This window comes from Actinotalea sp., assembly GCF_035443605.1.
GTDB lineage: Bacteria > Actinomycetota > Actinomycetes > Actinomycetales > Cellulomonadaceae > Actinotalea.
The window spans coordinates 19,549-38,850 of sequence record NZ_DAORSQ010000011.1 but is presented as its reverse complement, the minus strand read 5'-3'; the positions used below and the strand labels follow the sequence as shown (position 1 = coordinate 38,850).

At 73.8% G+C, this 19,302-nt stretch carries 18 protein-coding genes; 10 read left to right on the top strand and 8 right to left on the bottom strand.

Going from position 1 to position 19,302, the window contains the following annotated elements; translation table 11 throughout:
• Positions 1 to 922: carbohydrate ABC transporter permease (locus tag PKY62_RS02600; RefSeq protein ID WP_324534554.1), on the bottom strand; the 922-nt coding region annotated here is incomplete at its 3' end.
• Positions 923 to 1,015: 93 nt separating this feature from the next.
• The gene (locus PKY62_RS02595; protein WP_324534552.1) at positions 1,016 to 2,323 is read right to left on the bottom strand and encodes an ABC transporter substrate-binding protein; all 1,308 of its coding nucleotides are present in this window, start codon (positions 2,321 to 2,323) and stop codon (positions 1,016 to 1,018) included.
• A 358-nt stretch (positions 2,324 to 2,681) separates the two neighbouring features.
• Between PKY62_RS02595 and PKY62_RS02590 the strand changes: the two genes are divergently transcribed.
• Positions 2,682 to 3,716 (top strand): LacI family DNA-binding transcriptional regulator, encoded by a 1,035-nt coding sequence (locus tag PKY62_RS02590; RefSeq protein WP_324534550.1) that lies wholly within the window; start codon positions 2,682 to 2,684, stop codon positions 3,714 to 3,716.
• Between the two features lie 45 nt (positions 3,717 to 3,761).
• Here PKY62_RS02590 and trhA read toward each other — a convergent pair whose 3' ends face one another.
• Positions 3,762 to 4,409: a PAQR family membrane homeostasis protein TrhA gene (gene trhA / locus PKY62_RS02585; protein ID WP_324534548.1), complete on the bottom strand. Its 648-nt coding sequence runs from the start codon at positions 4,407 to 4,409 to the stop codon at positions 3,762 to 3,764.
• 261 nt (positions 4,410 to 4,670) lie between these two features.
• Between trhA and PKY62_RS02580 the strand changes: the two genes are divergently transcribed.
• From PKY62_RS02580 to PKY62_RS02570, 3 genes are all read left to right on the top strand, one after another.
• On the top strand, positions 4,671 to 5,120 hold the full coding sequence (locus PKY62_RS02580; RefSeq protein WP_324534546.1) for an iron chaperone: 450 nt from the start codon (positions 4,671 to 4,673) through the stop codon (positions 5,118 to 5,120).
• A 97-nt stretch (positions 5,121 to 5,217) separates the two neighbouring features.
• Positions 5,218 to 6,045, top strand: a complete 828-nt coding sequence (locus PKY62_RS02575; protein ID WP_324534544.1) for a S1 family peptidase — start codon at positions 5,218 to 5,220, stop codon at positions 6,043 to 6,045.
• Between the two features lie 85 nt (positions 6,046 to 6,130).
• On the top strand, positions 6,131 to 6,808 hold the full coding sequence (locus PKY62_RS02570; protein ID WP_324534542.1) for a hypothetical protein: 678 nt from the start codon (positions 6,131 to 6,133) through the stop codon (positions 6,806 to 6,808).
• A 30-nt stretch (positions 6,809 to 6,838) separates the two neighbouring features.
• On the opposite strand, the gene PKY62_RS02565 is transcribed toward PKY62_RS02570, so the two are convergent.
• Both PKY62_RS02565 and PKY62_RS02560 read right to left on the bottom strand, forming a co-directional pair.
• Positions 6,839 to 7,705, bottom strand: coding sequence for a D-hexose-6-phosphate mutarotase (locus tag PKY62_RS02565; RefSeq protein ID WP_324534558.1), 867 nt, complete (start codon positions 7,703 to 7,705; stop codon positions 6,839 to 6,841).
• 18 nt (positions 7,706 to 7,723) lie between these two features.
• A complete protein-coding gene (locus PKY62_RS02560) occupies positions 7,724 to 9,739 on the bottom strand; it encodes a putative bifunctional diguanylate cyclase/phosphodiesterase (RefSeq protein ID WP_324534540.1) in 2,016 nt (671 codons plus the stop codon).
• A gap of 650 nt (positions 9,740 to 10,389) precedes the next feature.
• Between PKY62_RS02560 and PKY62_RS02555 the strand changes: the two genes are divergently transcribed.
• Positions 10,390 to 11,781 (top strand): DUF2252 domain-containing protein, encoded by a 1,392-nt coding sequence (locus PKY62_RS02555; RefSeq protein WP_324534539.1) that lies wholly within the window; start codon positions 10,390 to 10,392, stop codon positions 11,779 to 11,781.
• A 634-nt stretch (positions 11,782 to 12,415) separates the two neighbouring features.
• Here the strand turns inward: PKY62_RS02555 and PKY62_RS02550 are convergent.
• Positions 12,416 to 12,976, bottom strand: coding sequence for a DinB family protein (locus tag PKY62_RS02550; RefSeq protein ID WP_324534537.1), 561 nt, complete (start codon positions 12,974 to 12,976; stop codon positions 12,416 to 12,418).
• Positions 12,977 to 13,018: 42 nt separating this feature from the next.
• Here PKY62_RS02550 and PKY62_RS02545 point away from each other — a divergent pair, with 42 nt between their 5' ends.
• Positions 13,019 to 13,624 carry a TetR/AcrR family transcriptional regulator gene (locus PKY62_RS02545; RefSeq protein WP_324534535.1) on the top strand — a complete coding sequence of 202 codons (606 nt, stop codon included), beginning with the start codon at positions 13,019 to 13,021 and terminating at the stop codon, positions 13,622 to 13,624.
• A gap of 18 nt (positions 13,625 to 13,642) precedes the next feature.
• On the opposite strand, the gene PKY62_RS02540 is transcribed toward PKY62_RS02545, so the two are convergent.
• Entirely contained in the window at positions 13,643 to 15,730 is a 2,088-nt protein-coding gene (locus PKY62_RS02540; protein ID WP_324534533.1) for an NHL domain-containing thioredoxin family protein, read from the bottom strand.
• A 204-nt stretch (positions 15,731 to 15,934) separates the two neighbouring features.
• Between PKY62_RS02540 and PKY62_RS02535 the strand changes: the two genes are divergently transcribed.
• The 4 genes from PKY62_RS02535 to PKY62_RS02520 all read left to right on the top strand — a co-directional run bounded on the left by PKY62_RS02535 (position 15,935) and on the right by PKY62_RS02520 (position 18,959).
• Positions 15,935 to 16,756 (top strand): DUF4397 domain-containing protein, encoded by an 822-nt coding sequence (locus PKY62_RS02535; protein WP_324534531.1) that lies wholly within the window; start codon positions 15,935 to 15,937, stop codon positions 16,754 to 16,756.
• Between the two features lie 163 nt (positions 16,757 to 16,919).
• Positions 16,920 to 17,570, top strand: coding sequence for a class F sortase (locus tag PKY62_RS02530; protein WP_324534529.1), 651 nt, complete (start codon positions 16,920 to 16,922; stop codon positions 17,568 to 17,570).
• Positions 17,570 to 18,211 (top strand): RNA polymerase sigma factor, encoded by a 642-nt coding sequence (locus PKY62_RS02525; RefSeq protein WP_324534527.1) that lies wholly within the window; start codon positions 17,570 to 17,572, stop codon positions 18,209 to 18,211. Before PKY62_RS02530 ends, PKY62_RS02525 begins: the two co-directional genes overlap by 1 nt.
• Positions 18,192 to 18,959 (top strand): anti-sigma factor, encoded by a 768-nt coding sequence (locus PKY62_RS02520; protein WP_324534525.1) that lies wholly within the window; start codon positions 18,192 to 18,194, stop codon positions 18,957 to 18,959. Before PKY62_RS02525 ends, PKY62_RS02520 begins: the two co-directional genes overlap by 20 nt.
• Positions 18,960 to 19,029: 70 nt before the next feature.
• On the opposite strand, the gene PKY62_RS02515 is transcribed toward PKY62_RS02520, so the two are convergent.
• Entirely contained in the window at positions 19,030 to 19,251 is a 222-nt protein-coding gene (locus PKY62_RS02515; RefSeq protein ID WP_324534523.1) for a DUF6458 family protein, read from the bottom strand.
• Between the last annotated feature and the right edge of the window lie 51 nt (positions 19,252 to 19,302).

The window sequence follows — 19,302 nt, the reverse complement described above, 5'->3', positions numbered from 1 at the left end:
TCGCCGCGGCGTACCCGAAGTTCGGGCTGTTGCGGAACGACACGTTGTACAGGTAGTGCGAGATGGTCATCGAGGTGTTGCCCGGCCCGCCGGCCGTGAGGTTGAACGACTCGTCGAAGAGCTGCAACGTCCCGTTCGTCGACATGATCGCGGTGAGCAGGATGATCGGCTTGAGCTGGGGGATCGTGACGTACCAGAACGTCTTGAACGAGCCAGCACCGTCGATCCGCGCCGCCTCGATCGTCGACTGGTCGATGTTCTGCAGGGCAGCAAGGTAGAAGATCATGTTGTAGCCGGTCCACCGCCACAGCAGGCCGAGGACCAGGACCATGCGCGCGGTGCCGGTCTGGCCGAGCCAGTTGACCGGGCCGTCGATGAAGCCCATCCCGAGCAGGATGTCGTTGACCAGCCCGTCGTTGGCGAACATCGTGCGGAAGACCAGCGCGTAGGAGACCAGGCCCACCGCGCTCGGCAGGAAGATCGCGGTCCGCCACAGCCCCTTGAACCGCAGGTTCCGGTCGTTGAGGAGGTTCGCCAGGACCAGCGCCAGGCCCAGCATGATCGGGACCTGGATGACGAGGTAGAAGAACGTCGTCCCGAGGGTGAGCCGGAAGACCTCGTCGTCGAGCAGACGCGTGTAGTTGGACCACAGCGGCTCCGCGAACGAGAGCTGGGTGCCGCGCCCGGTCTGCAGGGACAGGATGAACGCCTGGATCATCGGCCAGAAGTTGAGCCACAGGATGAGCAGCGTGGCGGGCAGGAGGAAGGCCCAGCCGGTCAGGCTGCGGCGCCGCTCGAGCCCGAGCGTCAGGCCGGAGGAGCCGGGGGGCCGGGCCGAGCGGGAGAACAGGCCCGTGATCTTCGTCAGCGGCGAGGGAGCCGATCGAGGGGCTTCCTTGGCCGGCGCGGCCGGTTGTGACACGGCGAACTCACCTTCTGTGCGACGGGACGAGCGGGGAGCCGGGGGCCTGGCACCGGGCGCGGCGAGTCGACCTCACCGCGCCCGGTCCGGGGATCACTGCATCGCGAACTCGACCGTGGCCTGCGCCTCTTCGAGCGCGGTGGCGGGGTCGGCCCCGTTCATGATGTTGGTGATCGAGACGCTGACGGCGTCGCGCCCCTCGTAGTAGTACGCGCCGGTGTTGTTGCTCGGGACCTGCGTCGAGAACTCGACGACCTTGGTGAAGATCGGATCGCCGCCGAAGAACTCCTGCGGCTCGGCGTAGACGGCGCTCTGCCCGGCGGGGGTCCAGTTGGCCAGCGCACCGGCCGACGGCAGGATCGTGTCGTAGAACTCGGTGGACCCCGCGAAGGTGGCGCCCAGGAAGTCGGCCGCGAGCTCGGCGTTCGCCGTGGAGCTGATCGCCCAGGACGAGCCGCCGTTGGCCGAGTAGTTGGTCGCACCGTCGACGTCGTCGAGCTTCGGCAGGTTGGTGATGCCCCACAGGCCGGACTGGTCTGCGGCCGACTGGATCGAGCCGATGATCCACACGCCGTTGATGGTGCCGGCGACGTTGGCGTTGACGAGGCTGTTGATGTACTCGTCCCACGAGTTGACCTCGACGAGCACGCCGGACGTGACCAGCTCCTGGTAGGTCGCGATCGCGGCGAGCAGCGCCTCGTTGTCGACGATCGTGGGGTTGCCCTCGTCGTCGAAGAGGCTCGCGCCGGCGCTCTGCAGCATCATCATGATCAGGTCGGACGAGCCGGCCGGGCCGGACAGCAGCGGCTGGCCGGTCTTGGCGAGGACGTCCTTGCCGAGGGTGATGTACTCGCTCCACGTGATGTCGGTGAAGTCGTCGACCGTGTAGCCGGCCTGCGTCAGGACGTCGGTCCGCAGGGCCGAGATCGCGGTGCCGTTGTCGAACGGCAGGCCGTAGTTCATGCCGTCGACCGTCGAGTACGCCACGACGGAGTCGGGGAACTCACCGAAGTCGATCCCGGAGGCGGAGTAGTCGCTGAACAGGTCCGGGTAGTTGATGACGTTCTTCTGGTAGGCGTTGTTCTGCATGAGGAAGATGTCCGGGAGCTGGTCGAGCTCCTGGGACTGGGCGAGCGTCGTGAGCTTGGTCTGCAGGTCGTCCCACGGGGTCTCGACGATCTCGAGCGAGAAGTCCGGGTGGTCCACCTGGTAGACCTTCTCGGCCTCCTCCAGGGAGTAGAGGTTGAAGGCCGGGTCCCAGGCCCAGACCGTGAGGGTGTTGTCGTCGCCGCTGGCGGCGTCGTCACCGCTGTCGACCTCGTCCGCGCCGCCACAGGCCGCAAGAGCGAGGGACAGCGACATGACTGCCGCAACCGAGACCGACTTCCGGAACGTGTCCATCTGAGCTTCCTTCTTGTCGCTGCCGAGCCGGGGCCGGCGTCGCTGCCGGGCCCGGGGCCTACCTGACTTCCCTGCGACTCCTGTCGCCCACGCCCCGACCGGGTCTCGTCGCACTCGCTGGTGCCCCGGGATGCTCCGTGGTGGCGACACTCCCGGGCGGCTCGTGCGCCGAGGGGGACGACGTGTCGTCCTGCTGCGCTCCTCTCTGAGCCAACAAATGTTTAGGTAAACATAGGGCGCCTCCCGGCGATCGGGCTAGACCCTCGGGTCACGATCCGGTAACGAGAAGAACGGGCGCTGGGTCACGCGGCGGGATCCGTGACGTTGACGTCAACATCGCGCCACTAGGATGCCGGGCATGGCCGCCATGACTGGCCGGGGCCGGAGAAAGACCGGCCCATCCATCGAAGACGTCGCCAAGCTCGCGGGAGTCTCGGCGCAGACCGTGTCGCGCGTGTCGACCGGTGCCGACGTCGTCCGCCCCGCGACGCGCGAGCGCGTGCAGCGGGCCATGCAGCAGCTGGGCTACACGCCGAACCGCGCCGCGCGCGCGCTGCGCAACGGGACCTACGGGGCGATCGGGGTCGTCGCGCACCGGTTCGGCCGGACGGGCGAGGCGCTGACGACGGAGGCCGTGGTGCGGGCCGCGGAGGCCGAGGACCACGCGGTGACTCTCCTCACCGTGGGAGATCCCGCGACCAAGGGCTGGGAGCGGGCGGCGCACCGGCTGCCGCACCAGGCGATCGACGGCCTCATCATCATCCGGGCCGAGCGTGCGACGGCGGAGTCGCTCGCGCTGCCCCAGGGCATGCCCGTCGCGGTCTCCGACTCGCGGTTCAGCGGGCACTACCCCAGCGTGGTCGCCGATCAGGTCCAGGGCAGCCGGGACGCGACCCAGCACCTGCTGGACCTCGGGCACCGCACCGTGCACCACCTGGCCGGGCCGGAGGGCTCCTGGCCGGCCGGCGTCCGCACCGCTGCGTGGGAGCGCTGCCTCGAGGAGGCCGGAGTCCGGCCGCCGAAGGTCTGGCGTGGCGACTGGTCGGCCGAGTCGGGCTACCGCGTGGGCCGGGAGATCGCGCTCGACCGGTCGATCACCGCCGTCTTCAGCGCGAACGACGACATGTCGTTCGGGCTCATGCGGGCCCTGCACGAGGCCGGCCTGCGGGTGCCGCAGGACGTCTCCGTCGTCGGCTTCGACGGGATCGCGCTGAGCGAGTTCTCGTCCCCGCCGCTGACGACCGTCCGGCAGGACTTCAACCAGATCGGCGTCGAGCTGGTCCGCCTCGTCCTCGGGCAGGTGCGTCACGGGACCGAGGTCGTGCGGGACCGCGTGCTCGTCCCCACCGACCTGGTGGTGCGCGCGAGCACCGCGCCCCCGCCGCCGTCGTGACGCCGGTCGCGCCGGCCGCGGCTCGACGCGGTGGGCGCGGCGACGTCAGACCCGGGGCGCGGGCAGCACGTAGAGGTACATGAGCAGGTAGTGCAGCACGGCCGCGACGACCACCATCGCGTGCCAGATCTCGTGGAACCCGAACACCCCCGGCCACGGGTTCGGCCGCTCGAGGACGAAGATCACGAAGCCGGCGCTGTAGACCAGACCACCCGCCGCCATGAGCACCAGCGCCCCGACGGGCACCGAGCCGCCCGCACCGACCAGCAGGACCGGCAACCAGCCCAGGGCGATGTAGAGGGTGTTCGTGACGTCCTTCGGCAGCTCCCGCAGCACCGAGCGCGCCACGATCCCGAGCGTGGCGATGAGCCACACCGCACCCAGGACCGCCCAGCCGTACGGGCTGCGGAACAGCACGAGCACGATCGGCGTCACGGAGCCCGCGATGAGGAGGAAGACCGACACGTAGTCGAGGGTGCGCAGCACCTCGTTGACGCGCGGGCCGCCGTCGATGCCGTGGTGCAGGGCGCTGGTGACGAACAGCATCACCACCGACACGCCGTAGATGCTGAACCCGACGACCTTCCACGGATCCGCCTGTGCCGCCGCCTGTGCGACCAGCACCGCGGCACCCGCGACGGCGAAGCACGCTGCGAAGAGGTGCGAGACGGTGTTGAACCGCTCGTCGGTCACATGGACGCTGCCGTCCCTGCTCCGTGGCGTCGTCTCCACCGGCTGCCTTCCCACGGGGTCGCGCGCGCGACCGGAGGGGCGCGGAGGGGCGCGGAGGGGTCCCCGCCGGCACGAGCCTACCCATCCCCGCCGTGCGCCCCCGGCGATCTCGGGCCGGACGAGGGAGCGGGAGCCGAGGAGCGCCCCGGCGGGCCCGGGCCTAGCCTGGCAGCGACGGATCGGCGCCACGCCGAGCCGAGGACCGTCGAGAGGAAGCCCGACATGCCCACGACGAAGGCCGAGGACGAGTCCGGCGGGTTCAGCCCCGCGGAGCGCGCCGCGATGAAGGAGCGCGCCGACGAGCTGCGTGCCGAGGGCAAGAAGGGCAGCAAGGCGGCCGACGGCCTCCAGGCGGTCCTCGACCGGATCGCGACGATGGCGCCGGAGGACCGTGCTCTCGCCGAGCGCGTGCACGTCGCCGTCACCACGACGGCCCCAGGGCTGTCGCCGAGGACGTGGTACGGGATGCCCGCCTACGCGAACGCGGACGGCAAGGTCGTCGTCTTCTTCCAGGACGCGGCCAAGTTCTCCACCCGCTACTCCACCCTGGGCTTCCAGGACCCGGCGGCGCTCGACGACGGCGACCTCTGGCCGGTGTCGTACGCGCTCGTGCGGTGGAGCCCCGCGGTGGAGAGCACGGTCGTCGACCTCGTCCGGAGGGCGAGCGCCTGATCCAGCCCGTGGGGCTGGACCACCGGTTGCGCGGAACGTACCGACGAGTAGCGTGCGCCCCACCCGCATCACCTCACCACCGTCGAGAGGGACCTCCGTGCGCAGAACCCGTTGGGTCGTCGTCCTGGCCGCGCTGGCCGTCGTCGCCGCCAGTGCCGGCCCGGCCGCAGCCATCCGCTACGGCGAGCCGGACGACGGGGCGCACCCGTACGTCGGCCTCATGATCGCCGACGCCGGGGGGGCGCCGGCGTGGCGCTGCAGCGGCACCCTCGTCTCCCCGACGATCTTCCTCACGGCCGGGCACTGCACGTTCGGCGCCGACGGCGCCCGGGTGTGGTTCGAGGAGGACCTCACCGACGCCGCCGCCGTGGGCTACCCCCTCGGTGGCGCCACCTCCGTCGAGGGCCAGCCCTTCACCCACCCCGAGTACGACGACAGCGCGTTCTACCTGCACGACCTGGGCGTCGTGGTGCTCGAGGAGCCGGTGATCCTCGCGGAGTACGGCGCCATCCCCGACGTGGGCTACTTCGACGACTTCTTCGTCGCACGGGGCCAGAACAAGCAGGCCTTCACAGCGGTCGGCTACGGGCTGCAGCGGAGCATGCCCGCGCAGACCTCGCTGACCGAGTCGGCACGCATCCGCCTCCAGGCCACCCTGCAGATCATCAACCAGGACGCCGCGTTCGGTGAGCACAAGGCGGGCAACACCGTCCTGTTCACCAACAACGCCGCGGGCGGCGGCACGTGCAGCGGGGACTCCGGCGGCCCGATCTTCGTCGAGGGCTCCAACGTCGTCGCTGCCGTGACCTCCTTCGGGGTCAACGCCCGCTGCGCCGGCACCGGCGGCGGCTACCGGGTCGACACCGCCGACGACCTCGCATGGCTCGACACCGCGTTCGACATCCTGCCGGGCGAGAACTTCTGACCCGCGCCACCCGGCACGTGACGGTGTCCCCGGTCACCCGGGGGCACCGTTGCCGTGCCGGGGCGCGCGGTGGGAGCGTGCACCCATGAGCCTCCGTCCGCGCCGCAGCCCCCGCGCCACCACCTCCGTCCGCGCCGTCGTCGCCACGCTCGCCGGCGGTGCGCTGCTGGTCGGCGCCCTCGCCGCGTGCACACCCGACGCGCCGGGTCCGACGCCGTCGCCGTCGACCTCCGGGAGCCCGACCTCCTCGGCCGGCCCCGACGCATCGCCCGACGCGAGCGCGAGCCCCACGCCGGAGCCGACCACCGAGCCCGTGACCGTCCTGCTCTCCGCGCACGGGGTCGGCGACCTGCCCTGGGACGCGCCCGACGCCCTCACGGCGCTCGAGACGCTGCTCGGCCCGCCGGACAGCGTGACGGACTTCCCGGCCGAGTGCGGGCTGACCGACACGCAGACGGTGCGCTGGGGCCCGGTGACCGTCGGGGTCCAGGCCGGCGCACTGCTGTCGTGGCAGGTCGACGGCAGCGCACCCCTGCCCACCGTCCTGGCGATGGCGTCCGGGATCGGGATCGGCAGCCCGATGTCCGACGTCGCCTCCCTGCCCGGCGCGCAGCCGGGCGTGCTCCTCGAGAACTACCAGGTCTTCCAGGTCGAGGTGATGGACCCCGGCGCCCCGGCGTCGCTCTTCTACTGGTCGGCGAACGACGCGGCGGACAGCACCGTCACCCAGGTCCTCGGTCGCTACCTGCTCGGCTGCGGCTGACGGCCACGTCGACGCCGCGCACCCACCCGCTCAGACCGGGTCGAGCACCGCGATCGACGTCGCCATGACGTGCTCCGTGCCGGGCGCGAGGCGCACGGCGTGCTCGCGGACGTTCGCGGTCTCGACGCACAGCATCGAGGACCACGCCGGGCCGACGTCGGCCATCGCCTCGCCGGTCGCCGCCCACGGGTTCCACACCACGGTGCTCGCCGAGCCGGCCTTGGCGACGGCGAGGCGGCGCGCGGCGGCGGCGTCGTGCACGACCACCGTCGCGTCGGTGCCCTGGTAGATCCGGTCCGTCTCGCCGGTGAGCCGCAGCACGTCGACGTCCTGGCGCACCAGGTCCGGCCCGCCCAGGCGGTCGAGGTAGCGCGCGCCGCCCAGCCCCGTCACCGCGACGTCGCGGACGTCGCTCACGGCAAGGTACGTGTGCAGGGCCGCCTCGAAGCCCACCGGGACGGCGGCGACGTTGCGCACCGCCAGCTCGAGGCCGAGCGCTGCACCCAGCGTGATCCGGTAGGTCGCGGCCAGGCCGTCGCCCCCGGGCGCGGGGTCGAGGCCCAGCACCAGCTCGACGCCGTCGGCGTGCTCGGTGGCCTCGAGGAGCCGCCACGGGGTCAGCCGGGCGTAGCCGTGGGACGGCGTCAGCGTGCCGTCCGGCCCGCCGCCGAACCAGGGGAAGCACAGCGGGACGCCACCCCGGACGGCCGTGCCCGGCGCGAACGTCGCCGTCGGGCTCAGCCAGAGCACGTCGGCGCGGCCCGGGGGGATCCATCGCGTGACGTGCGCACCCTGCAGGACGACGTCGAGGTGACCCCGGCGCGCGTGCCGGACGACGACGGTGGGCAACCCGCCCTGGCCGTCGACGAGGCGGACGGACGGCGGCAGGGCTGGCATCGGGTGCACGACGGCACCCTAGCCCCGGACCGCCTCCACCAGGCCGCTCGGCCCCGGGTGCGGGCAGGCCTGCGCACCGGCGGGCGGCGGCTCGACGTGCAGGGCGCCGGTGGCGAACCAGGCCTCCAGCTCGGCGGCGGGCACGGGCCGGGAGATGTGGAAGCCCTGCGCCTGGTCGCACCCCAGGCGGGCCAGCTCGCGGCAGGTCTCCCGGTCCTCGACCCCCTCGGCGACGATGCGCAGCTCGAGGCTGTGCGCCAGGTCGATCGTCGAGGCGACGAGGGCAGCGGCGCGCGGGTCGGTGGACATGGGCAGCACGAAGGCGCGGTCGAGCTTGAGCTCGTCGATGGGCAGGTCCCGCAGGTAGGCCAGCGACGAGTAGCCCGCGCCGAAGTCGTCCACGGCCACCTGCACCCCGTGCGCCCGCAGACGGGTGAGGATGCCGCGGGCGCGCTCCCGGTCGGTCATCAGCACCTCCTCGGTGATCTCGAGCTGCAGGGTCTGCGCCGGCACGCCGCGCGCCGCGAGCATGGCCAGGATCTGGTCCGGCAGCTCGTCGTCCACCAGGCAGCTGGGCGAGAGGTTGACCGCGACGGTCAGGGGCGTGCCGGCGGTGCGCCACCGGGCAGCCTGGTCGATGGCCAGGAGCAGCACCTCCTGCGTCATGGCGCGCATGAGGCCGCTCTGCTCGACGAGGGCGAGGAACACCGCCGGGAGCAGCAGCCCCCGCTCGGGGTGGTCCCAGCGCACCAGGGCCTCGACCCCGACGACCCGCCCGCCGAGCAGGTCCACCTTGGGCTGGAAGTGCAGCCGGAACTGGTGCTCCGCCAGCGCGGAGCGCAGCTCCGCCACGCGGCGCAGGCGGGTGGAGGTGTCCACGCCCTCCGCGGAGGTGTCGCCCTGGTAGACGAGGTGGCGGTCGCGGGTGACCTTGGCCTGGTAGAGCGCGATGTCCGCCTTGCGCAGCAGGCTCGACAGGTCGTCACCGTGCTCGGGGAACAGGGCGATCCCGATGCTCGTGCTGCTGTGCAGCGCGATGTCGTCGAGCTGGAACGGCTCGACGAGCGCGGCACGCAGGGACGCCGCGACCGCGAGCGCCTCACCGCGGCTCGCGCCCTCGAGGAGGATCGCGAACTCGTCCCCGCCGAGCCGGGCGAGCAGGTCGCCCTCGCGCAGCCGGGCGCGCAGCCGGGCACCGACGTCGACGAGGAGCCGGTCCCCGGCCTGGTGGCCCAGGCTGTCGTTGACCTCCTTGAACCGGTCGAGGTCCAGCAGCAGCAGGGCCTGGCCGCTCGGCCGCTCCTGGCCGAACCTGGCCCGCGCCTCGGCGTACAGGGCCCGTCGGTTGGGCAGGCCCGTGAGGTCGTCCGTGGCCGCGAGGGTCCGCAGGTCCGCCGCGCGGACCAGCTGGCGGAAGGCGAGCTGCGTGCGCAGGCCCAGCGCGAGCAGCGTCGCCCCGGCCAGCCCGACCGAGAGCGTCGACAGGGTCACCTGCGTCCCGGCCACCAGGACCGCGAGCCCGGCCACCGTCGCGCCACCCGCGGTGGCCACCGCGGTCACGGCCGGCCGGTCCTCGACCCGTGCCTGCGGCTCGGACCGTGCGGAGCGGCGCTCGGGCACCGGGGCACCGTCGACCCAGGTGGCGAGGAGCACGAGCCCCAGGGCCCAGCCGGCCTGGAGGGGCTGGCCCACCAGGCCGTTGCCCTCGCCGAGCCACAGGGCGAAGGAGATGTCCGTCACCGCGAAGACGATCAGACCCGCGGCGAGCCAGCCCCAGCCGCGCACCGAGCGCCAGCCGCGCAGCAGGCCCATCCCGACGAGGACACCCACGAGGAGCAGGTCGGCCAACGGGTAGGCCAGGGCGACCGCGGTGCCCAGCGACAGGTCCCCGCTGAGCACCGGGTCGAGCACCGGGTCGAGCAGCACCGAGAGCACCGCCCCGACGGCCAGGACGATGATCACCCCGTCGAGCAGCACGGCCGGGCCGCGGATCTGGACCACCGGTCGCACGGCCGCTGCCAGCGCCGCGAGCATGAGCGGGTAGAACAGCAGGTAGCCGATGTCCCCCCACGGAGGGGAGGCCGACCGAGCCGGTGAGGGCGATCTGGGCGCCGTAGGCGGAGAGCCCGAGCGCGAAGGCCGTGACGGCGCCGGTCGCGAGCCGCACGGCGTGCTGGCGCGGGCCGGCGCGCAGCACCGTGACGGCGCAGACCGTCGCCGCCAGCCACACCGCGACCAGGCCGACGACCCCCACCGAGCCGACGGCGGAGGCTTCGGAGGCGTCCGAGAGCCGGAGCAGAGCACCGTAGGCGGCGACGAAGACCCACATCGCGGCGAGCAGCGTGCGACGCTGCCAGCCCAGGCGCACCGCCGCCTGGCCCACCGCCGCCGAGCCGCTCCCCGTCACGCCACCCTGCTCCCTCGTCCGGGCGGTGTGACCCGACCGCCACCCACCGATGCACCCGGGTGCGCCTGTGCGAAGGGTACGGCCCCTCATCGGCCGGCGGACCGACGTCCTGAGCGGGGCCGCCGCGCCGCGCGACGTCGGCACGCCGCCCGCGGCGTCGCGCGGCGCGTCCCGCAGTAGGGTCGGCGGCACGGGCGCCGATCGGGCCCCGCACCGCGCGCCCGCGTCCGGCCGGACCTCCCGCGCCGTGCGCCATGGCGGAGAACGGGGCACGCACGTGCACCACACGGTCCAGCAGCGGATCGACCGCGGCCGTGCGGCACGCGCCGCGGCACCCCGCGGCACCCAGGCGGACCTGCCCGAGCCCGGGCCGGCGCGCGACCCCGTGAGCCTGCTCGAGGAGCAGGCGGCCGATCGCCTCCCGGAGCTGGTCCCCGTGCGGCACGGCCGGATGCTCGCCTCCCCGTTCGCCTTCTACCGCGGTGCGGCGCTGCTCATGGCGGCCGACCTCGCCGGCGCACCGCGTTCGGGCCTCACGGCCCAGCTGTGCGGCGACGCCCACCTGGCGAACTTCGGCATGTTCGGCTCGCCGGAGCGGCGCCAGGTGTTCGACATCAACGACTTCGACGAGACCGCGCCCGGTCCGTGGGAGTGGGACGTCAAGCGACTGCTCACCAGCGTGGAGATCGCCGGGCGCCACCGGGGGTTCCGCCCCCGCGAGCGCCGGGCTGCCGTCCTGGCGGGCGCCGAGGCGTACCGCACGGCGACGGAGCAGTTCGCGGCGATGGGCAACCTCGAGGTCTGGTACGCCTCGCTGGGCTCCCAGGAGCTGCTCGACCGGCTCGACGGCCACCTGGGCCCCCGCTCGGTGCGAGCGGTCGAGCGCTCGGTGACGAAGCTGACCACGCGCGACCGGTTCCAGGCCCAGGGGCGGCTGACCGAGGTGGTGGACGGCGAGCGGCGGATCGTGCACCAGCCCCCGCTGGTGGTGCCGATCGAGCAGCTGCTCGGCGAGACGGACCTCGTCGACGCGGCCGTCGCCGAGGTCCGCGGCGTGCTCGCGGAGTACCCGCGCACGCTCACGGGTGGCCACGAGCGGCTGTTCGCGCAGTACGAGTACGTCCACCTGGCACGCAAGGTGGTCGGCGTGGGCTCGGTGGGCACGCGCGCGTGGGTGGTGCTGCTGCGCGGCCGGGACGACGGCGACCCGCTGCTGCTGCAGGTCAAGGAGGCCCAGGGCTCGGTGGTGTCGCGCAGCCTCGGCGAGGACGCTCCGCGGCACCAGGGCGAGCGCGTCGTCGTCGGGCAGCGGGTGATGCAGTCCGTCAGCGACATCCTGCTGGGCTGGGCGAGCGTCCTGGGGCCCGACGGCGTGACGCGCGACGTGTACGTCCGCCAGCTGCGGGACTGGAAGGGGTCGGTGGACCTGGAGCGCGTGGCCCCGCTCGGGCTCGCCGCCTACGCCCGGCTGTGCGGGTGGACCCTGGCCAAGGCCCACGCCCGCACCGGGGACCGTGTGGCACTGGCCGCCTACCTCGGCCACGGCGCGGTGATCGACGCCGCGCTCGCCGACTTCGCCGTCGCCTACGCGGACCGCAACCTGCGGGACTTCGAGGCGTTCCGCGCTGCCGTGGACGCGGGCCGGCTGTCCGCGGTCGAGGGGATCTGAGCCCTCGACCGACCCTGAGGCGACGGTCCGTCGCCGCGTGTCGTTCACCCGTGGGTCGCGGTGGGACGCCTACCGTGGGACACAGCAAAGGCCCCTCGGAGTAAGCGTCCGAGGGGCCTTGCCGTGATCTGCGGTCACGAGTCCGGTTGCCCGGTCACGCCGACCCCGCTCTGGCGATGCGGCGGATCCGTCGCTCCACGGCAAGCCGCGAGCCGTCGATCCTTCAGACCACCCCGTCCGGTACCTCATGGACACCCACGCCGCCAGGCGCAGCCCTTCGGGTTGCCCCTCCGAGTCGATCCACCGGTTCTCCGGTCGGTCCGGTAGTGCGAAACCTCCGCCATCCGGCCGGGTTGCCCCGGCGGATCCTCCCGGGTCTCCCCGGTCGAAGCGGCTGTTCCTTCTTGCCGATGACCTAGTTCTAGACCTCGGCGCGTGGCCCCCGCAAGCGGTTCCGGGGACCAGTTCTCGGGTCCCCGATAGACACAGGTTCGTCCACAAGATCGCACGCTCACGGGGACCTTGATGCACAGGCCTGTGCACGAAAGTTGTGCACGACGCCGCTGGTCAGCCGGGGTGGGAACGCGTCCCGGAGGCCGCTCGGGCGGCGGGTGGGCACAGGTCTCGGGTGCGCTCAGGCGTCGACGTCGTGCAGGTGGTGGACGACGTCGTGCGCGAAGTAGCGGCCGATGCTGTCGACGGTGAACGCCGAGCCGTTGGAGCGCAGCCCCGTGCGCGCCCACGCGCCGGGCGGCACGGCGGCGAACGTCGCGGCGAGCGCGTCGCCGGCCGCGCGCAGCTCGACCGCGACGACGGCAGGGTCCTGCTCGCCGTAGCGCTCGGCGACCGCGGTCTCGTCCTGGTCCCAGTTCGCGAAGGTCGGGCCGTCCTGCGTGAGCATGAGCCCCACGCGACCGTCGAACACCCGCAGCACGTCGCGCACGTGGCACGCGTACTCCAGGGGCGACCAGACCGTCGGGGCTGGCCGCACGGCGACGTCGGGCCGCGTCAGCAGGTGCTCCCAGCGCGCGGTCCACCCGCGCACGAGGGCCGGCAGCCCCGACCGGTCCACCTGGTCCGCGGTGAACCCGCACTCGGCGCAGGGGGCCAGCAGCACCCAGGTCCAGTCCTTGGTGTCAGGCTCGATCGGCGGGGCGTCCGGGCGTGGGGCGGAGGCATCCATCTGCTCGCTCATGCGGCCGACCCTAACTCGGCCCGCAGGTGGGAGAATGACCCCATGCCGAAGATCATCGGAGGGTCGCTCTCCGAGCACCGCGAGCGCACCCGCGCGCGGCTGTTCGAGGCGCTGACCACACTCATGGCCGAACGGGGCTTCGACGCCATCACCCTGGCGGACATCGCCCAGGAGGCCGGCGTCGGCCGCACGGCGCTGTACAACCACTTCCCGGACAAGGAGTCGCTGCTCCTCGCGTTCATCTACGAGACCACCGAGGCCTACGTCGTCGCGCTGGAGCGCACGCTCGAGGGCGTCAGCGACCCGGTCGAGCAGCTGCGCACGTACGTGCGTCAGCACGTCGACCGCAAGAAGACGTACTACCCGGCCCCCGGGGTCGACCTGCGCAGCGTCATGTCGCGCGAGAGCGCCCAGCAGCTGCGCCAGCACGCCTCGCTGGTGGAGGACGTGCTGCGACGCATCCTCGTGGCGGGGATCGACGCCGGCGTGTTCGCCGAGCAGCCCGTCGCGATGACCGTCCCTCTGGTCAACGCCAGCCTGGGCAGCCGTGGCGTGCCCGACGAGGAGGGCCCGGAGCGGGAGGCGGCGATCGAGGCGATCGAGGCCTTCGTGCTGCGCGCCGTCGGGGCGCAGGCGTCGGCCGCCTGAGGCCGCGTCCTGCGCGGCTCAGCCGTGCAGCGGGAGCGTGAGCACGGCCGGCCCGTCGTCCACCACGCGCACCGGCACGCCCCAGTCCTGCTGGGCGAGGTGGCACGCCGGGTACTCGATCGCGGGGTCCGCGTCGCACGACGCCGCCTGGGCCGTGACGTGCAGCACGCCCTCCGCCACCGCGGGGTTGACCCGCAGGGTGCGCACCAGCGCCACGTCGTCCCCCGCGCCGTCGAGCAGCAGCTCCGGCGGGGTGGCCGAGACCTGCAGGCGCGTGGACGGGCCGTAGCGGTCGTCGTACTTCTGGCCCGTCGCCGGGGTGAACACGACGTCGAGGCGTAGCTCGCCCGCGCCGATCTCGCTCACCGGCCGGGCCGTGCGGTGAGCGCCGTGGTCGAGGATCTCCCCGGCCAGGCGGGCCGGCAGGCGCAGGCGCGTGAGGCGGTGCGCCGCGGACTCGACGACCAGCAGGTCGATGGAGCCGTCGTCGTGCACGTCGACGAGCAGGCCCGACGGCTCGGCGAGGTCCCGAGCCAGGGTGGTCACCTCGCCGGGGGTGCCGGCGGGCGCGTCGGCGCCGGGCGGGGCGTAGCGGCGGACGGCGCCGTTGTAGGTGTCGGCGATCGCGACCGAGCCGTCCGGCAGCACCGCCACGCCGAGCGGGTGCTGGAGCAGCGCCCGGTCGGCCGGACCGTCGCGATGGCCGAAGTCGAACAGGCCGGCGCCGACGGCGGTGGTCACGGCGCTGTGCTCCCCGTAGGCCTCGGCCGGGTCGTCGCCGGACGCGGCGGCCGCGAGGCCGGGGATCCCCGGCTCCCAGCCCGGCGGTCGCCACTCCAGGCGGCGCAGGGCGGAGACCTCCGAGTCCGCCAACCAGACGGCCCCGCGCGCGTCCACCGCGAGCCCCGACGTCTGCGCGAACCACGCGTCGCTCGGGTGCCCGTCGAGCAGGCCTTCGTTCATCGTCCCGGCGACCCGACCCGGGGCCGTGCCGTGCCCGTGCGCACCGAGCACGTCGAGCTCCCAGAGCGTGTGGTTGCCCGCCATCGCGACGAGCACGACCCCCCGCTGCGGCCACCACAGGACGTCCCACGGCGACGACAGCCGCACGGCGCGGGCGCCGTCCCGGCGATCACCGTTCTCGCTGCCGCCGACGAGGTACTGCTCACCCGTGCCCGCGATCGTCGTCACCGCGCCGTCGGCGAGCCGCACCCCGCGCAGGGCGTGGTTCGCGGTGTCGGCCACGACGACGTCGTACCCGACCCGCGCCGCGACGTCGTCGGGCAGGAGGCACAGGCCGTTGGGCTCGGCGAACCGGGCCTCGTCCGGGCCGCCGTCGGCCAGGCCGCGCTCGCCGGAGCCGATCCGGCGCAGCAGCGTCTCGCCGTCGGCCGCGAGCTCTGCCAGCGAGTGGTGCCCCGCGTCGGCGACCAGCAGCGTCCCCGTCGCCGCGGACCCCGCACTCCTGGAACCGGTCCGCGCTCCGGGGTCCCCGGTCGGCGCCGGGACCGCGGGGGCGGGGGGGAGCCGGATCGCCTTGGCGGGGAAGCGGAGGGTCGAGGAGTGCGCGGGGGGCGGGACGTACGGGCCGTCGCCCGAGCCGATCGGGCGCAGCGTGCCCTTGGCCGCGTGCTCGGCGACAAGCTCGCCCACCAGCACCTCAAGGTTGTGCGCGTGGCCCTCGCCCGCCATGTGGCCGACGATGTAGCCCTCCGGGTCGATGACCACGAGGGTCGGCCACGCACGCGCGCTGTACGCGGACCAGGTGGCCAGCTCGGGGTCGTCGAGCACGGGGTGGTGCACCTCGTAGCGCTCGACGGCGGCCGCGAGCGCCACCGGGTCGGCCTCGTGGACGAACTTCGGGCTGTGCACGCCCACGATGACGAGCACGTCCCGGTGGGCGGCCTCGAGCGCGCGCAGCTCGTCCAGGACGTGCAGGCAGTTGATGCAGCAGAACGTCCAGAAGTCGAGCACGACGATCTTGCCGCGCAGGTCGGCCAGGGTGACGGTCCGCCCGCCCGTGTTGAGCCAGCCGCGCCCGACGAGCTCGGAGGCGCGGACGCGGGGCAGGCGAGGGCTCGTCGTCGTCACGTCGGTAGTGAACACGACCCGCGCCGCGCCTATGCCCCCCGTCCACGCCCACCACCCGCCACAGCCAGTTCTCTGCACCTTCTGGTCGCCTGACGACCGGAAGGTGCAGAGAACTGACGGAAGTGGGTCGCACGGGGGTGCATCCAGGGAGGGGGGTGCTGGCGTAGAGGGGGTGTCAGCACGTTCCGGAGCCCCCAGGGGCCCGCACCAGGAGGAACCATGCGCACTCGCACCATCGGCACCGCCGCCACCGGACTCGGCCTCGGACTCGCCCTCGCCGCAGCCGGCGCCACGCCCGCCTTCGCCGCGGACGAGGCCCAGCTCTCCGTGCTCCACGGTGTGCCCGGCCTGACCGTCGACGTGTACGTCAACGGCGAGCTCACGCTGGACGACTTCGAGCCCGGTGACCTCGCCGGCCCGCTGGCCCTGCCGGCCGGCACCTACACGGTCGCGATCACCGCGGCCGACGCGGCCGACGACAGCGCACCGGCCATCGGCCCGGTGGACCTGCCGCTCGCGGCCAACGGCAACTACACCGCCGTCGCCCACCTCGACGCCGCGGGTGCCCCGACGGCCACGCTGTTCACCAACGACGTGTCCGCCACCGCGGCCGGCCAGGGCCGGCTCACGGTCCGGCACGTCGCCGCCGCGCCCGCGGTGGACGTCCTCGCCGGCGGCTCCGCCGTGATCTCCGGCCTCGAGAACCCCAAGGAGTCGATCCTCAACATCGCGCCCGCCACCCTCTCGGCCGCCGTGGCCGCCGCGGGGACCACCACCCCGGTGATCGGCCCGGCCGACGTCACCGTCACCGAGGGCGTCAACACCATCGTCTACGCCTGGGGCAGCCTGAGCGCAGACAACCTGGCCCTCGCGGTCCAGACGATCTCGGGCCTGCACTCCGCCCCGGCCGGCGTGCCGTCGGGCGAGCTGGGCCTGGCCGACGACGGCGCGGCGCCCACCGCATGGCTGCTCGGCGCGGCACTGCTCGCCGCCGGTGGAGCGGCGTTCGCGGTCCGGCGTCGCACCGCCGTGGCCGACTGACCGACTGACCGCCTGACCGCCTGACCGACTGACCCCGACGGTGGGGTGCGGCGCTCCCGGGGGGGAGGTGCCGCACCCCATCGGCGGGTCACCGGCCCGCCGGGCCTCACGACCCGCACCCGCACCCGCACCCGCACCCGCACCCGCACCCGAGGAGGTCACCATGGCGCACCGTCGCCTCGCCGTCGTCCTCGGGACGGCCGCCCTCGTGCTCGCGGCCTGCACCACCACGACGGGCACCGCTCGACCCGCCCCCGAGCCGACGGCAACCCTCACGCCCGCACCCCGGCCCGCACCGACCGCCACCGTCGACGTGCCGGTCGCCCCCGCCGACCTCGCCTCCTCGACCGTCGTGCCCCCCGTTCCCCCGGTCGGCCTCACCATCCCCGCCCTGGGCATCACGGTGCCGATCGACCCCGTCGGGGTCCAGGCCGACGGGCAGATGGAGATCCCGCCGCTCGCCGAGCGGGCCGGCTGGTACCGCTTCGGAGCGGCCCCCGGCGCGACCCAGGGCACCGCCGTCGTCGCAGCCCACGTCGACTCCGTCGCCTCCGCGGGCCTCGGCCCGTTCGCGCGGCTGGGCGAGCTCGCCGTCGGCGACGTCGTCGAGGTCACGCTCGAGGACGGGACCCTGCGCCGGTTCGCCGTCGCGAGCGTGACCGCCGTCCCGAAGCCGGACGTCCCGTGGTCCGACGTCTTCGTCCGGGACGGAAGCCCGCGGCTGGTCCTGGTGACCTGCGGCGGCAGCTTCCGGCGCGACGTGCGCAGCTACACCGACAACATCATCGTCACGGCGGACCCGATCGGGGCATGATGGCTGCACTGGTCCTCGTCCCCGACGTGGCACCCCCGAGAAGGAGGAGCGTCCTGAGCACCCCGGACGTCGCACTGCTGCGACCGCCGTCCACGTGGGACGACGACGCCGTCGGGCGCGCGTTCGCGGCGGGGGACGAGGTCGGCCTCGCCGAGGCGTACCGCCGGTGGTCCACCTTCGTGCACACGCTCGCGCTGAGGGCGCTGCGGGACCACACCGATGCCGAGGACGTCACCCAGCAGGTGTTCGTCAACGCCTGGCGGGGGCGCGGCGGGTTCGACGCGACCCGTGGCCGGCTGCCGGCGTGGCTCACGGGGATCGCGCGCAACGCGATCGCCGACGTGCACGCCCGCCGGGCCCGCGAGCGACGCGACGCCCTTGCCGTGGGCGCCGCGACCGGCCCCGACCCGGAGCCGGAGACCGCGGGCCTGGCGGACCGGCTCGCTGTGGCGGACGAGATCGCCCGGCTCGGCGAGCCGCAGCGGACGATCATCGCGCTGGCCTTCTGGGACGACCTCACGCACGACCAGATCTCCGAGCGGCTGGACCTGCCGCTCGGGACCGTCAAGAGCCACATCAGACGTACGCTGCTACGCCTGCGCGACCGGTTGGAGGTGGACGATGCCGCACGTGGAGCCTGAGGACCTGGCCCTGGTCGCGCTCGGCGAGACCCTCGCCTCGCCGGCGGACCGCGAGCACCTCGCGGTGTGCGACGTCTGCGCCGCCGAGGTCGGCGCGCTGTCCGCCGCCGTCGCCGTCGGTCGCTCAGGCGGCGGCGACCCGCTCGTCGCGCCCCCGCCGGCCGTCTGGGACCGGGTGCGCGAGGAGCTGCGCCTGCCCGACTCCCTGGTGCCCGACGGCGTCACGCGCGTCCCACCGACCGCCGCGGACCAGCAGGTCCCCGAGCCGGCGCCGGTGGTCCCGCTCGCCCGCACGCGTCGACGCTCCGCCGCCCGGTCCACGATGCCGTGGATCGCCTCCGCCGCGGCGGCCGGCGTGATCATCGGTGGGGTCGGCGGTGCGTGGCTCATGGGCCGCGACACCGGACCGGGGGCCACCGTGCTGGCCCAGGCCACGCTCGACCCGCTGCCGGGCTGGGAGGCCAGCGGTCAGGCCCACGTCGAGGAGCTCCCCGACGGTTCGCGCAGCCTGGTGGTCACCCTCGACGGCCCCGCGGCCGACGGCAGCTTCCACGAGGTCTGGCTGATCGACCGGGACGTCACGCGCCTGGTGAGTCTCGGCATCCTCGTCGGCGACTCCGGGCAGTTCACCGTGCCGCCGGGCCTGGACCTGGACGACTTCGCGGTGGTCGACGTGTCCGACGAGCCGATGGACGGCGACCCGTCGCACTCCGGGGACAGCATCATCCGTGGGGTGCTGGGCGCCTGACGTCCCGGTGCCCCGGCCGACGGCGCGCAGGGGCGGGGCCGAGCCAGGGCGCCCGACCGTCGCGCAGCGGTCAGGCCGCCGGCGGCGTGGTGTCGCGCCGCTCGACCACCGCCGTGTGGCTGGTGTGGGTGCGCTGCGTGTTGAGCACGAGCCCGATGACCAGGGCCAGCACCCCGGCACCCATCGCGATGTAGCCGACCGTCGTCAGGTCGACGGCGTCCCAGCTGTCCCGGACGGCGAACGCGAGGATCGCGCCGACGACGATGAGGAAGATCCCGCTACCGATACCCATACCGTGTACCTCCTGGTGCGGGCGGCGCGGTGCCGCCCGCACCGAGCATGG

Bases quoted from the DNA above. Each gene is read 5' to 3' on its own strand.
- PKY62_RS02570 (WP_324534542.1), top strand. From the start codon at position 6,131: ATGAGCCTCCGTCCGCGCCGCAGCCCCCGCGCCACCACCTCCGTCCGC.
- PKY62_RS02590 (WP_324534550.1), top strand. From the start codon at position 2,682: ATGGCCGCCATGACTGGCCGGGGCCGGAGAAAGACCGGCCCATCCATC.
- PKY62_RS02525 (WP_324534527.1), top strand. From the start codon at position 17,570: ATGGCTGCACTGGTCCTCGTCCCCGACGTGGCACCCCCGAGAAGGAGG.
- PKY62_RS02560 (WP_324534540.1), bottom strand. From the start codon at position 9,739: ATGCTCGCGGCGCTGGCAGCGGCCGTGCGACCGGTGGTCCAGATCCGC.
- PKY62_RS02515 (WP_324534523.1), bottom strand. From the start codon at position 19,251: ATGGGTATCGGTAGCGGGATCTTCCTCATCGTCGTCGGCGCGATCCTC.
- PKY62_RS02520 (WP_324534525.1), top strand. From the start codon at position 18,192: ATGCCGCACGTGGAGCCTGAGGACCTGGCCCTGGTCGCGCTCGGCGAG.
- PKY62_RS02545 (WP_324534535.1), top strand. From the start codon at position 13,019: ATGCCGAAGATCATCGGAGGGTCGCTCTCCGAGCACCGCGAGCGCACC.
- PKY62_RS02580 (WP_324534546.1), top strand. From the start codon at position 4,671: ATGCCCACGACGAAGGCCGAGGACGAGTCCGGCGGGTTCAGCCCCGCG.
- PKY62_RS02535 (WP_324534531.1), top strand. From the start codon at position 15,935: ATGCGCACTCGCACCATCGGCACCGCCGCCACCGGACTCGGCCTCGGA.
- PKY62_RS02550 (WP_324534537.1), bottom strand. From the start codon at position 12,976: ATGAGCGAGCAGATGGATGCCTCCGCCCCACGCCCGGACGCCCCGCCG.
- PKY62_RS02565 (WP_324534558.1), bottom strand. From the start codon at position 7,705: ATGCCAGCCCTGCCGCCGTCCGTCCGCCTCGTCGACGGCCAGGGCGGG.
- PKY62_RS02530 (WP_324534529.1), top strand. From the start codon at position 16,920: ATGGCGCACCGTCGCCTCGCCGTCGTCCTCGGGACGGCCGCCCTCGTG.
- PKY62_RS02595 (WP_324534552.1), bottom strand. From the start codon at position 2,323: ATGGACACGTTCCGGAAGTCGGTCTCGGTTGCGGCAGTCATGTCGCTG.